General features: G+C 63.8%; 12 protein-coding genes. 1 reads left to right on the forward strand and 11 read right to left on the reverse strand.

Annotation, left to right across the window (positions count from 1 at the left end; translation table 11 throughout):
• From rplC to F8O06_RS09995, 4 genes are all read right to left on the reverse strand, one after another.
• Positions 1–654, reverse strand: coding sequence for a 50S ribosomal protein L3 (gene rplC / locus F8O06_RS09980; protein WP_158030740.1), 654 nt, complete (start codon positions 652–654; stop codon positions 1–3).
• Between the two features lie 13 nt (positions 655–667).
• Positions 668–976 carry a 30S ribosomal protein S10 gene (gene rpsJ / locus F8O06_RS09985; RefSeq protein WP_028245927.1) on the reverse strand — a complete coding sequence of 103 codons (309 nt, stop codon included), beginning with the start codon at positions 974–976 and terminating at the stop codon, positions 668–670.
• Positions 977–1,520: 544 nt separating this feature from the next.
• A complete protein-coding gene (gene hemQ / locus F8O06_RS09990) occupies positions 1,521–2,303 on the reverse strand; it encodes a hydrogen peroxide-dependent heme synthase (protein ID WP_158030739.1) in 783 nt (260 codons plus the stop codon).
• Positions 2,304–2,385: 82 nt separating this feature from the next.
• Positions 2,386–3,528, reverse strand: coding sequence for a ferrochelatase (locus F8O06_RS09995; protein ID WP_225733469.1), 1,143 nt, complete (start codon positions 3,526–3,528; stop codon positions 2,386–2,388).
• Positions 3,529–3,664: 136 nt separating this feature from the next.
• Between F8O06_RS09995 and adhP the strand changes: the two genes are divergently transcribed.
• A complete protein-coding gene (adhP, locus tag F8O06_RS10000) occupies positions 3,665–4,711 on the forward strand; it encodes an alcohol dehydrogenase AdhP (RefSeq protein WP_192496617.1) in 1,047 nt (348 codons plus the stop codon).
• A 167-nt stretch (positions 4,712–4,878) separates the two neighbouring features.
• On the opposite strand, the gene F8O06_RS10005 is transcribed toward adhP, so the two are convergent.
• The 7 genes from F8O06_RS10005 to F8O06_RS10035 all read right to left on the reverse strand — a co-directional run bounded on the left by F8O06_RS10005 (position 4,879) and on the right by F8O06_RS10035 (position 12,856).
• Positions 4,879–5,115: an antitoxin gene (locus F8O06_RS10005; protein WP_158038449.1), complete on the reverse strand. Its 237-nt coding sequence runs from the start codon at positions 5,113–5,115 to the stop codon at positions 4,879–4,881.
• A gap of 126 nt (positions 5,116–5,241) precedes the next feature.
• Positions 5,242–6,432 (reverse strand): elongation factor Tu, encoded by a 1,191-nt coding sequence (gene tuf, locus F8O06_RS10010; RefSeq protein ID WP_158030736.1) that lies wholly within the window; start codon positions 6,430–6,432, stop codon positions 5,242–5,244.
• A gap of 147 nt (positions 6,433–6,579) precedes the next feature.
• Complete coding sequence (gene fusA / locus F8O06_RS10015) at positions 6,580–8,682, reverse strand: elongation factor G (protein WP_158038450.1); 2,103 nt, start codon at positions 8,680–8,682, stop codon at positions 6,580–6,582.
• A 99-nt stretch (positions 8,683–8,781) separates the two neighbouring features.
• Positions 8,782–9,252 carry a 30S ribosomal protein S7 gene (gene rpsG / locus F8O06_RS10020; protein WP_158030734.1) on the reverse strand — a complete coding sequence of 157 codons (471 nt, stop codon included), beginning with the start codon at positions 9,250–9,252 and terminating at the stop codon, positions 8,782–8,784.
• Entirely contained in the window at positions 9,252–9,626 is a 375-nt protein-coding gene (gene rpsL, locus F8O06_RS10025; protein WP_158030733.1) for a 30S ribosomal protein S12, read from the reverse strand. Before rpsL ends, rpsG begins: the two co-directional genes overlap by 1 nt.
• 194 nt (positions 9,627–9,820) lie before the next feature.
• Positions 9,821–10,669: a polyphosphate kinase 2 gene (gene ppk2 / locus F8O06_RS10030; protein ID WP_158038451.1), complete on the reverse strand. Its 849-nt coding sequence runs from the start codon at positions 10,667–10,669 to the stop codon at positions 9,821–9,823.
• A 120-nt stretch (positions 10,670–10,789) separates the two neighbouring features.
• Positions 10,790–12,856, reverse strand: coding sequence for an acyltransferase family protein (locus F8O06_RS10035; protein WP_158038452.1), 2,067 nt, complete (start codon positions 12,854–12,856; stop codon positions 10,790–10,792).
• Between the last annotated feature and the right edge of the window lie 671 nt (positions 12,857–13,527).

Consider the following 13,527-nt stretch of genomic DNA (forward strand, 5'->3'; position numbering starts at 1 on the left):
TCAGGCCCCCTTCACAGCGTTGCGGACGAACACGACCTGGCCCTTGGGGCCGGGGATTGCGCCCTTGATGAGCAGCAGGTTGTTCTCGGCGTCGATGGCCTGCACCTTGAGGTTCTGAACGCTCACGCGCTCGGCTCCCATGCGGCCAGCCATCTTGAGGCCCTTGTAGACGCGCGACGGCGTCGAGGCCTCACCGATCGAACCCGGCTTGCGGTGGTTGCGGTGCGCACCGTGCGATGCGTTGTCACCACGGAAGTTGTGCAGCTTCATCACACCTGCGAGGCCCTTGCCCTTGCTGGTGCCGACGACGTCGACCTTCTGGCCGGCTTCGAACTGCTCGACGGTGAGCTCCTGACCGATGCTGTACTGATCGGTGTCGTTGGTGCGCACCTCGACGAGGTGGCGACGCGGGGTCACGCCTGCCTTGGCGAAGTGACCGCCAGCAGGCTTGGTGACCTTACGCGGGTCGATCTGCCCGTAGGCGATCTGGACGGCCTGGTAGCCGTCGCGCTCGGCGTCGCGAATCTGGGTCACGACGTTGGTCGTGGCCTCGACGACGGTGACGGGCACGAGGTTGTTCTCCTCGTCCCACACCTGGGTCATGCCGAGCTTGATGCCCAGCAGGCCCTTGCGGGTCTTGGTTTCAGTAGTCATTCTCTCGTGTTCCTCAGAGCTTGATCTCGATGTTCACGTCAGCAGGAAGGTCGAGACGCATCAGCGAGTCGACAGCCTTCGGCGTCGGATCGACGATGTCGATCAGGCGCTTGTGGGTGCGCTTCTCGAAGTGCTCACGGCTGTCCTTGTATTTGTGCGGCGAACGGATCACAGCGATCACGTTCTTCTCAGTGGGGAGCGGCACCGGGCCGACCACTGTCGCACCGGCACGGGTCACCGTGTCGACGATCTTGCGTGCAGAGGAATCGATCACCTCGTGGTCATACGACTTCAGTCGAATGCGGATCTTCTGTCCCGCCATCGCTGACTCCCATCTTCATTCCAAGGCAATACTGCCTTCATCGTTTCGGCAATTGTGCCGACCTTGCTTCCGAGGTCTCGACGTCTCGCCGACACTGTTCTGTGTCTGCCTGACGCCTTGACTCCGTCAGGACGCTTGTGAGCTCTCGCTCATTCACGCACCACTGTTCTTCTGTCAAAGCTGCGTCCACTGCCTGTGTGAACTCCCCCACAACGACCGAGGGGCGGGCACGCAGGCACCCGAACTCTTGTCGTGTTGTGAGGTCTCAACGGCAAAAACCGCATCACTGCCGTTGTTCACGGCTGGACGCACTGTTCGTACCGACGTGTTCTGCTGCAAGCGGCCGAATCTCAGATCCGACACATACTGGCAGTGATCCGCGCGAACGCGGAATTTCTGGAACTGAACAAGTTTGCCACAGAGTTGGACCATTAAGCAACCCGGGCGTGTCGCCCTGGGCGAGTCGCTGCGGGCGCCTTCCCGACGCCCTAGAACCGGCACCCGGGCTTCGCGCCGTCACCCCGCCGGCAGACGCCCTTCACGCTCAGCGACCGGTGGCCACCAGCCCGGCCCACTGCTCGAGCTCGACGCGGGGGCCGGTGAAGAACGGCGTCTCTTCTCGCACATGCAGACGTGCCTTCGTGCCGCGCATATGACGCATCAGATCGACGATGCGGTGCAGCTCGTCGGCCTCGAACGCCAGAATCCACTCGTAGTCACCGAGCCCGAACGACGCGATGGTGTTCGCACGCACGTCGGGGTAGTCGACCGCATACTGCCCGTGCTCGCGCAGAATCGTCGAGCGCTCCTCATCGGGCAGCAGGTACCACTCATAGGAGCGCACGAACGGGTACACACAGAGGTAGTCGCGGGGCTGCTCCCCTGCCAGGAACGCCGGGATGTGCCGCGGATTGAATTCGGCCTGACGATGCACGGCGACGTTCGACCAGTACGGCGACAGGTGCTGTCCGAGCGGCGTGGTGAGAAAGCGGTGATAGGCGCGCTGCACCGTCTCGGGGCTCTCGGCGTACCACCAGCACATCAGGTCGGCTTCGGCACGGTATCCGGCGACGTCGTAGAACCCACGCACAGTGAGGCCCTCGATCTCGTCGAGCGCCTCCAGCGTCTCACGCGCGGCAGCCGCACGCACAGCAGCATCCTCGTCGAACGGCTCATCGACGGTGAACACCGCCCACTGTGTGTAGGTCACAGTCGAGTTGATGCGCTCGGCCTTCTGCGCGAAGCTCTCGGGCTTCGCCACGTTCGGTCGTTCCACCTTGGCGGTGGCGTTGTTCGTCGTGCTCTGGTTCGCATTGTCTGCGGTCATCGTTCTCAGTGCCTCTTCTGCTCTGTGCCTCGTGGATGTCTGTGCCTCGTGGATGTCTGTGCTCAGTGTGCGACCGGTCGCGTCAGTCGTCGTCGCCCGCGACGACCGGCAGACCGGTGACCACGCCGGCGCGCTGACGGCAGCTGTTCGGCGGTGCCACATCAGGCGTCATCGGATGCGATCCGATGACCGGACGTCGTGTGCCATGGCCGCGTTCGACCGCTGCGCGCTCGATCATCAGCTCGGCGAGGCCCTCGACGAACTCGGGGCGATGCCCCGCCGTGGTCGCACGACGCATCTCGAGGCCGATCTCGTCGGCGTGCGCTGCGGCCTCGGTGTCGAGGTCGAAGACGACCTCCATGTGGTCTGCGATGAAGCCGATGGGTGCGATCACGACGTTCTGCACGCCTTGCGCTTTGAGCTCGTCGAGCCGATCGCTGATGTCGGGAGTGAGCCACGGCTGATGCGGACTGCCCGACCGCGAGCAGAACGACAGCGAGGTGCCGAGCAGACGGTCGCCCAACTCGCCCTCGACCGCCCGAGTGACTTCGGCGGCGACCAGCTGGTGCTGCTCAAGGTAGGTCGGCCCTGTGGCGCCGCTGGCCTCGTTCATCGTCTCAGGGATGCTGTGGGTCACATAGGCGATGTGCAGCGGCTGGCCGACGGGCAGTTCGCTGGCTGCCTCGCGCACTGCGTTGACGTTGGCGTCGACGAAGGCCTCATCGTTGTAGAACGCACGCAGGATGTCGACGTCGAGTCGCACACCCGTCTCGGCTTCGAGCGCGGCGATCGTCTCAGCCAGGTGCTCACGGTACTGTCGCGAACCCGAGTACGAGATGTACGCGGCGGTGATGACCACCAGGATGCGACGGGCACCGTAGGCGATTGCGGTGCGCAGCGTGTCGACCGTGTAGGGATTCCAGTGGCGGTTGCCGAAGAGAATCGGGGTGTCGATGTCTCGGCGGTCGAGGGCGGCGCGCAGATCGGCGATGAGTCTGAGGTTCTCGCCGTTGATCGGGCTGCGGCCGCCGAAGAGACGATAGTGCTCGCCGACCACTTCGAGCCGCGAGTCCGGGATGTTCTTTCCAGAGACCACGTCGCGCAGAAACGGGAGGACGTCCTCCTGTTTGTTCGGGCCGCCGTACGAGAGCAGCAGGATGGCGTCGTACGGGCTGAGTGCGCTGTCTGCGAGGGTATCTGAACTTGAGGAATTCTGGGCGGTCACAAGCCAAAGAATATCATCAGACGTTTCACTTGCCACATTGAGGAGACCATTCATAGGCTGGCCGAATCTTGTGGTTTACCACGAGAATGCGGCGCCTCCAGCGGGGCGACGACAACCACACAAGAAGGAGCCACACATGTCTGACACCATGCTCGCTGCCGTCCAACACAACTTCGGAGACCGTCTCAGCATCGAAGAGGTGCCGATTCCGGAACCCGGTCAGTATCAGGCCCTGGTCAAAGTCGACTACACGGGCGTCTGCCACACCGATCTGCACGCGGTCGAGGGTGACTGGCCGGTCAAGCCCAATCTCCCGCTCATCCCCGGTCATGAAGGCCACGGCACGGTCGTGTCGGTCGGGCCCGACGTCACGAACGTGAAGGTCGGCGATCGCGTCGGCAACGCATGGCTGTGGAGCGCGTGCGGCGAGTGCAAGTACTGCCTCGCGGGCGACGAGAACCTGTGCCCCGACGTCGTCAACGGCGGCTACGCGGTGGCCGGCAGCTTCGCGGAGTACATGATCGTCGACTCACGCTACGTCGGCAAGATCCCAGACGGAGTCGACCCGATCGAGATCGCCCCGATTCTCTGCGCCGGCGTGACCGTCTACCGCGGCCTGAAGTCGACGGATGCGAAGGCCGGCGACTGGGTGACCATCAGCGGCATCGGCGGCCTGGGTCACCTCGCCGTGCAGTACGCGGTCGCCATGGGCTTCAACGTGGCTGCGGTCGACGTCGGCGACGACAAGCTCAAGCTGGCGAAGGAGCTCGGCGCCTCGATCACGGTCAATGCCCGCGAGCAGAATCCGGTCGAGGTGCTGCAGAACGAGCTGGGCGGCACCCAGGGGGTGCTCGTCACCGCACCGAGCAACATCGCGTTCGAGCAGGCCATGCACATCGTGGGTCGAGGAGGCACCGTCGCGATCAACGGTCTGCCCGTCGGCGACTTCCCGGTGAACATCTTCGACACCGTGCTGCGCGGCATCACTCTGCGTGGCTCGATCGTCGGCACGCGCCTCGATCTCGCCAACGCGCTGGACTTCGCCGCGCGCGACAAGGTGCACACGATCGCGACCGAGCGACCGCTCAGCGAGATCAACGAGGTGTTCGACGAGATGCGCGCAGGCAAGATCACCGGCCGCGTCGTGCTCAACGTCAAGGACGCTCGAGCGCAGCTCAAGTAGTCTCCACGCAGTCCGCGTCCGACACACTGTGTCTGTGGCAGGACGCATGAAGGCGGGAACCCATGAGTGGGTTCCCGCCTTCATGCTCGCGCCCTGCTGCCGACGACTCGTGTCGACACATCAGAAGAGAGCTCTGTCAGACGCTCGATTCGTTCACGGGCGACAGGTCACTCGTTGCCGATCGTCTTGTCCGCGGCGTCACGGGCCTGCTGCACCTGATCCGAGAACTTCTCGCCGGTGACCTTGTTCGCCAGATCGGCCGCCTTGTCGAGCAGCGAGTCTGAGATCTCTTCGGCCTTGTCGCTCTGCATCGCCTGCTTCGCCTTGTCGGCAAGCCCTCCGGCCTGCCCCGCGACGCCGCCAGCAGCGTTCTTCGCCTTGTTCACCAGATCTTCGAGTCCCATGGCGGATCCCTTTCTCGTTGGGCCTCACCGGTAGGGGCCCGTTACAGACAACTCTACAGATCCGCCCGAACACGCAGAAAGACCCCGGATCTCTCCGGGGTCTTTCAGACAAGCGGTCGGTGAGGACTACTTGATGATCTTGGTCACCGTGCCGGCGCCAACGGTGCGTCCACCCTCACGGATGGCGAAGCGCAGGCCCTCTTCCATGGCGACAGGCTGAATCAGATCAACCTTCATGTCGGTGGTGTCACCGGGCATGACCATCTCGGTGCCCTCAGGCAGCGTGATGACGCCGGTGACGTCCGTGGTGCGGAAGTAGAACTGCGGACGGTAGTTCGAGTAGAACGGGTTGTGGCGGCCGCCCTCATCCTTGGTCAGGATGTAGGCGCTGCCCTCGAACTCCTTGTGCGGGGTGACCGAACCGGGCTTGGCCACAACCTGGCCGCGCTCGACGTCCTCGCGCTTGGTGCCACGAAGCAGCAGGCCGACGTTCTCGCCCGCACGACCCTCGTCGAGCAGCTTGCGGAACATCTCGATGCCGGTGACGGTGGTCTTCTGAGTGACCTCCTGGATGCCGACGATCTCGACGTCCTCGTTGATGTGGATGATGCCACGCTCAACACGGCCGGTGACGACGGTGCCACGACCGGTGATCGTGAAGACGTCCTCGATCGGCATCAGGAACGGCTTCTCGGTGTCGCGCACCGGATCCGGGATGTACTCGTCAACTTTGTCCATGAGGTCGGCCACAGTGGCAGCCCACTTCTCGTCGCCCTCAAGCGCCTTCAGCGCCGAGACGCGCACGACAGGAGCGTCACGATCGTAGTCCTGGCTCTCGAGGAGGTCGCGGACCTCTTCCTCGACGAGCTCGAGGATCTCTTCGTCGTCAACCATATCGGTCTTGTTCAGAGCGACGAGGATCGACGGAACGCCCACCTGGCGAGCGAGCAGCACGTGCTCGCGAGTCTGGGGCATGGGGCCGTCGGTCGCAGCGACCACGAGGATCGCGCCGTCCATCTGAGCAGCACCGGTGATCATGTTCTTGATGTAGTCGGCGTGGCCGGGGGCGTCAACGTGTGCGTAGTGACGCTTCTCGGTCTGGTACTCGACGTGCGAGATGTTGATCGTGATGCCGCGCTGGCGCTCTTCAGGAGCGTTGTCGATCTGATCGAATGGGGTGAACGGGTTGAGATCGGGGTACTTATCGTGCAGCACCTTGGTGATCGCCGCCGTCAACGTGGTCTTACCATGGTCGACGTGACCAAGCGTGCCAATGTTGACGTGGGGCTTTGTCCGTTCGAACTTTGCCTTCGCCACTGTGGGTCCTCCTCAGGACTCTCATGTAGTTGGCTCAACCCGATTCTGTCTCGGAGAGTTACCTACGATTTGATTCTTGCGTACTTACCTATCTTACAGCCTACGGCACGGTGCCGTAACCAGCACCGTGCCGCGAGACCCCAAGCTTTATTCGCCCTTTGACTTCTGGACGATCTCGTCTGCCACGGCGCGAGGCACCTCGGCATACGTCTCGAACTGCATCGAGTACATCGCACGACCCTGGGTCTTCGACCGCAGGTCGCCGACGTAGCCGAACATCTCAGAGAGCGGAACGTTCGCTTTGATGACCTTGACGCCGGTGGCGTCCTCCATCGACTGGATCTGGCCGCGACGTGAGTTCAGGTCACCGATGACATCGCCCATGTACTCCTCGGGCGTGCGCACCTCGACAGCCATGACGGGCTCGAGCAGAACCGGCTTGGCCAGCTTTGCCGCCTCGCGGAAGGCCATCGAACCGGCGATCTTGAACGCCATCTCAGACGAGTCGACGTCGTGGTACTGGCCGTCGAGCAGCGAGGCCTTGACACCGACGACCGGGTAGCCGGCGATGATGCCTGACGCCATGGCATCCTGGATGCCCGCGTCGACTGAGGGGATGTACTCGCGAGGAACGCGTCCGCCGGTGACGGCGTTCACGAACTCGTACGTGTTGTCGCCCTCGACCTCCATAGGCTCGAGCTTGATCTGCACCTTGGCGAACTGACCTGAACCACCGGTCTGCTTCTTGTGGGTGTAGTCGTACTTCTCGACGGTCTTGCGAATCGTCTCGCGGTAGGCGACCTGGGGCTTGCCCACGTTCGCCTCGACTTTGAACTCGCGCTTCATGCGGTCGACCAGAATGTCGAGGTGCAGCTCACCCATGCCGCCGATCTCGGTCTGACCGGTCTCGGGGTTGAGGCTGACCTTGAACGTCGGGTCTTCTTCGGCGAGCTTCTGAATCGCGATGCCGAGCTTCTCCTGGTCGGCCTTCGTCTTGGGCTCGATGGCCACGAAGATGACCGGATCCGGGAAGGTCATCGACTCGAGCACGACCGGGTTGTGGATGTCGCTCAGCGTGTCGCCGGTGGTGGTGTCTTTCAGACCGATCGCCGCGTAGATGTGTCCGGCAGTGATCTCTTCGACCGGGTTCTCTTTGTTGGCGTGCATCTGGAAGAGCTTGCCAATGCGCTCTTTGCGCCCCTTGGTCGAGTTGAGCACCTGCTCGCCCGACTTGGCATGCCCCGAGTAGACGCGGATGTAGGTGAGACGACCGTAGAACGGGTGCGCCACGACCTTGAACGCCAGCGCCGCGAACGGCTCGGAGGCCTCAGGCTTGCGAGTGATCTGCTCGTCTTCGTGGCCGGGAACATAGCCGACCATGTCGGGCACATCGAGCGGCGACGGCAGGTAGTCGACCACCGCGTCGAGCATGGGCTGGACGCCCTTGTTCTTGAACGCCGAGCCGGCGAGCACGGGGTAGGCCTGGCTCGAGATCGTCAGCTTGCGAATGCCTGCCTTGATCTCGGAGATGGTGAGCTCTTCGCCGCTGAGGAACTTCTCGAGCAGCGCATCGTCGGTCTCGGCCACGGCCTCGACCAGCTCTTCGCGGTATTTGGCGGCCTTCTCTTTGAGATCGTCGGGGATCTCTTCGATCTCGTAGTGTGTGCCGAGCTCGACATCGCCGCGCCAGGTCAGAGCACGGTTCTCGACCAGGTCGACGACGCCCTCGAAGGTGCTCTCGGCACCGATCGGCAGCTGAATCACGAGCGGACGAGCACCGAGACGATCTTTGATGGTCTGCACGGTGTAGTAGAAGTCAGCGCCGAGCTTGTCCATCTTGTTGACGAAGCAGATGCGCGGCACGTCGTACTTGTCAGCCTGACGCCACACGGTCTCAGACTGCGGCTCGACGCCTTCCTTGCCGTCGAAGACGGCGACGGCGCCGTCGAGCACGCGCAGCGAACGCTCGACCTCGACGGTGAAGTCGACGTGTCCGGGGGTGTCGATGATGTTGATCTGGTTGTCGTGCCAGAAGCACGTGGTCGCGGCAGACGTGATGGTGATGCCGCGCTCCTGCTCCTGATCCATCCAGTCCATCTGAGAAGCGCCATCGTGAGTCTCACCGATCTTGTGGGTGATACCGGTGTAGTACAGGATGCGTTCCGTGGTGGTGGTCTTACCGGCATCGATGTGAGCCATGATGCCGATGTTGCGAACCTTCTTGAGATCCGTGAGCACTTCGAGCGCCACGATGGTTCCTTCCGAGAGAGTGTGTGAAGAGTGTTTGATGTCGAGAGCAATGATCTGTCGGCGGCCGAGACTCCATGCCTCGGCCGCCGACAGCCATGATCACCAGCGGTAGTGTGCGAAGGCCTTGTTCGACTCGGCCATCTTGTGCGTGTCTTCACGGCGCTTGACCGCGGCACCGAGACCGTTCGACGCATCGAGGATCTCGTTGGTCAGGCGCTCGGTGATGGTCTTCTCGCGGCGGAGGCGAGCGTAGGTCACGAGCCAGCGCAGAGCCAGCGTGTTGGCGCGGTGAGGCTTGACCTCGACCGGCACCTGGTAGGTCGAACCGCCGACGCGGCGTGAACGAACCTCAAGCGTGGGGCGCACGTTGTCGAGCGCCTTCTTCAGCGTGGCGACCGGATCTTCGCCGTTCTTCTCACGCGTGCCTTCGAGAGCGGCGTAGACGATGTTCTCGGCGAGGCCCTTCTTGCCGTCGAGCAGGATCTTGTTGACCAGCTGCGTGACGACGGGAGCGCCGTAGACCGGATCGGCGACGACGGGACGTTTGGGAGCGGGACCCTTACGTGGCATTACTTCTTCTCTCTCTTCGCTCCGTAGCGGCTGCGAGCCTGCTGACGGTCTTTGACTGCCTGGGTGTCGAGCGCACCGCGGACGATCTTGTAACGGACGCCGGGGAGGTCTTTCACACGACCGCCGCGGACGAGCACCATCGAGTGCTCCTGGAGGTTGTGGCCTTCACCCGGAATGTACGCGGTGACCTCGATGCCGTTGCTGAGCTTGACACGTGCGACCTTACGCAGTGCCGAGTTCGGCTTCTTCGGGGTGGTCGTGTACACACGAGTGCACACGCCGCGCTGCTGCGGGTTCGACTTCAGGGCCGGAGCCTTGGTCTTGGTCACCTTCGGCTTGCGCCCCTTGCGAACCAACTGCTGAATTGTTGGCACAACTTCTCCTTGTATTCGTTGCTCTCTACGTCTGACGCGCACTGCGGCGCAAACTCTGTCGAGTCGACATCTTCACGATGCGGCGAGTCCGGCATTCACTGCTGACCCGCGCGAACATCTGAACTCTCTTGGCACACCACTAATGCGCCATCGACTGAGCTTAGTCAATACACCCTAGGCGCGTCAAATGTCGGTCATTTGTCTTTGCCGGTGTGTTTCTTGCCCGATGACTCGTTCTCAGCCCGGTCGACGAGCGTCTGGGCGAAGTCCGGAACATAGATGTTCTCTTCGCGCGGAGGCCGCTCGTAGCCGGCTCGCTCAGGCCGATCGGGAATCACGATCTGCTTCGGCTCCTGCACCGTGTAGGGAATCGAGCTGAGCAGGTGGTGGATCACATTCAGTCTTGAGCGCTTCTTGTCCTCGCTCTCGACCGTGTACCAGTGTGCCTCGGGGATGTCGGTGTGCACGAACATCTCGTCTTTGGCACGCGAGTAGTCCTCCCACCGAGTGATCGACTGCAGGTCCATGTCAGAGAGCTTCCAGCGACGCATCGGGTCGTTGAGCCTCGAGCGGAACCGCTTCTCCTGCTCCACGTCGCTGACCGAGAACCAGTATTTGAAGAGCAGAATGCCGTCTTCGACGAGCAGTCGCTCGAAGATGGGCGTCTGGTGCAGGAACCGACGGTACTCCTCTGAAGTGCAGAAGCCCATCACGCGTTCGACGCCGGCACGGTTGTACCACGACCGGTCGAAGAGCACGATCTCACCGGCGGCGGGCAGATGCTCGATGTAGCGCTGAAAGTACCACTGCGTCTGCTCACGCTCGCTCGGAGCCGGCAGTGCCACCACGCGCGCCGAGCGCGGGTTGAGGTATTCGGTGATGCGCTTGATCGCAGACCCCTTGCCTGCGGCGTCACGCCCCTCGAAGATGATCAGCACGCGCGCACCGGTCGTCTTCACCCACTGCTGCAGGTTCACGAGCTCGGCCTGCAGACGACGCAGCTCTGACTCATAGACCTTCTTCGGCAGTTTGCCCTTGCTCATTCTTCCCCTTGCTCGTGACTCTGGTGCGGCACTGAGAATGCGCCACTGCTCAGTATCCCACCTTGCGGCACTCGACGCATGGCGAGCAGTTGGGCCGGCCCCAGTGTCGCGCCCGCCCGATCAGCCGACGACGGTCACACCCAGCCGGCCGAGCGCATCCGTCACCGATGCGACGTACCTGCCGGCGGCGGCATCCCCGGGATGGATCTGATCACCGGCCAGCTCGTCGACGTGGTCCTGGACGGCCGCGTGCCAGTGGGCCACGGCGACCGTCTGCGGATGCTGCGCCGCGACCGACTCCAGCGTCGCGTTGCCGGGCTGCTCCCAGCTGCGCGCCGCGAAGATGTCGACCAGCACGATGCGCCGGTTCGGCCCGGCCCAGGTCACGAGGTCTTCGAGCGCGCCGGCATCGATGCCTCCGTTGGTACCGGCATGCACGACGAGCACGCGACGATCTGGGTTGTCGGCGAGCAGTTGACGGGCGGCGTGGAAGGTGTCTCCGCTCTGCCTGGCCACCTGAGCGTCGATGAGGATGCCTGGGTAGCTCTCGGTGATCTGACGCGCGCTGGCGAGCATCACTGAGTCTCCGGCGGCGATCATGTCGGTGCCGTGGATCTGCGCGATGGGCTGTGTCGAGGGGAAGAGCGGCTCGGCTGGCGGCGCACCGTGAGGATCGATCGCAGGCGCCTTCGCCGAAGCGGCGTTGGCGTATACGGCCCCGCCGTCCACATACTGCTGGGCCGTCGACCGGTCAGGCGCGCTGATCAGAGAGACGACACAGAGAACGCTGACGATCGCCGCCGCACCGATCGGCACGACGTGCCGACGCATCCCCCCGGTCTCGACCAGGCGGGCGTGCACAGCTTTGACGGACTGTCGAAAGCCGAGCCGCAGAATCGGCTGCTCGACGAAGCGGTAGCTGAGCCAGCTGGCGAGCGTCGTCAGACCGAGGCTGATCACGACGACCAGGGCGGTTGGCAGCGGCTCTCCCCTGCCGCCGACGAGATGACGCACCATGATGATGACCGGCCAGTGCCACAGGTACATGCCATACGACAGCCGGCCGATCAGGCGGCACGGTGCCGTCTGCAGCACCTTGGTGACGACCGATCGCTGGTCGCCGAGCGTGGCGATGACGACCACGACGAGCGCTGAGACCAAGAAGATGCCACCTTGATAGGTGAACGGGAGCTGGTCGCCGAGCAGTGCGAAGGCGAGGCCGAGCACGGCGAGCGATACGAGCGCGATGACATTGACGACGCCCGCCGCCAGCGGACGCCTCGCCCCGAGCTGGCCCAGCCCTCTGGTGCTGTAGAGGGGTCGCGCGAAGGCGAACGCGGCTCCGAGCATCAGCCCGAAGAGGTGAGTGAATGTGCCGAAGTAGACGGGGCTCGGATCGGCGCCGGGAACGTACATGAGCGCCATGCCCGCCCCTGATGCGATGGCCAGTGCGAGGGCGACGGTCACTCGGCCCGCGCGGCGCAGCGCAAGCACGCCGAAGAGCAGCAGCGGCCACACCAGGTAGAACTGCTCTTCGATCGCGAGCGACCAGAGGTGAACGAAGGCGAGCGGCGTGTCTTTGGCGAAGTATGAGTCGTGTGCGGCGATCGACAGCCAGTTCGACGTGTAGGTGAACGCGCCGAGAAGCTGCCTGCCGAGCGCGGCGCGCAGGTCGGGCGGAAACAGAGCGAGCGCCGCCGTACAGACGAGCACCATCGCCCAGAGAGCGGGGATCAACCGCCGAAGGCGCCGCACCCAGAATCTGCCCAGGCTGATGCCGTCTCGGTCGTCGTGGTCGCGAACGAGACCCGAGGTGATGAGAAAGCCGCTGAGCACGAAGAACACGTCGACGCCGAGATATCCGCCCGGCAGCCACGAGGTGTCGAGGTGATAGACGATGACCGCGAGCACGGCGATCGCGCGAAGTCCGTCAAGGGCTCCGAGGCGTCGTCTGGGAGCGGGCTGCGGCTGATCTGCCTCTGGACGCTGTGTCTGAGCCTTCTGACTCTGAGTCTTCTTGTTCTGAGTCTTCTGGCCCTGAGTCTTCTGGTTCTGGCCCTTTGGCGATTGGGTCTGCTGAAGGTTGCTCTGCCGGGGGCTGCTCTGCGGCGTCGGCGTTTGAGACGGCGAGACATGAGTCTTCCGCGCTCGGGCAGCGGCTTGCGCTGCCGGCAGCGTCGGGCGCATCGGCGTCTGAGGTGCCGACGGTGTGTGGGGAGCTGGTGGCTGAGCCCGCGGAACAGGCGGCTGTGGCTGTGGGTCCGGGCCCGACAGCGGCTGCGGCTGCGGCTGCGGCTGCGCGGATGCTGTGCGGTGCGGTGCGGTCTGCGCCTGCCGCTCGGCCGGTGCTGAAGGTCGTGGTACGGCCGGTGCAGGCCGCTGAGCGGCTGGGGCGCGGCTCTTCACCGGAGCGGGACGCCAATGCTGCGGTTCGATTTCGTGCCTGCGTGCGGGTGCGGTTACGGGCCCGGTCTTCTGGGCTGGGCTCTTCGTCGAGGATGATTTCGACTCTGCAGACTTCGGCGCCGCATCCGGTGCACCGGTCGGCCGTTGGACGCGACGAGAGGAGGGCTTTCTCACCGGTTTCGCCGAGGTCTGGGACGAAGCAGAAATGGTCGAGGGAGCAGACGGCCGCCGCGGTGCCGATGCCGAATGCACAGTCGCTCGTGCGGCGGAGCTCTGCGTTCCGCTTCGCCGGACGTCAGCTGTGTTCGCCGATCCCGAGTCGGGCGTCTTTGCCGGTGTGCTCTGTTCCCTCTTGGTCATGATCATCTACAGCGTAGTGCCGAGTTCTCATGGCGTCGGCTGGCGCGGCGGGTGTCGGCGTTCTGTCTCGCGGGATGCTCTCCTGGCATCCT

Source organism: Pseudoclavibacter sp. CFCC 14310, assembly GCF_008831165.1.
In the GTDB taxonomy this organism is placed as follows: Bacteria; Actinomycetota; Actinomycetes; order Actinomycetales; family Microbacteriaceae; genus Pseudoclavibacter_A.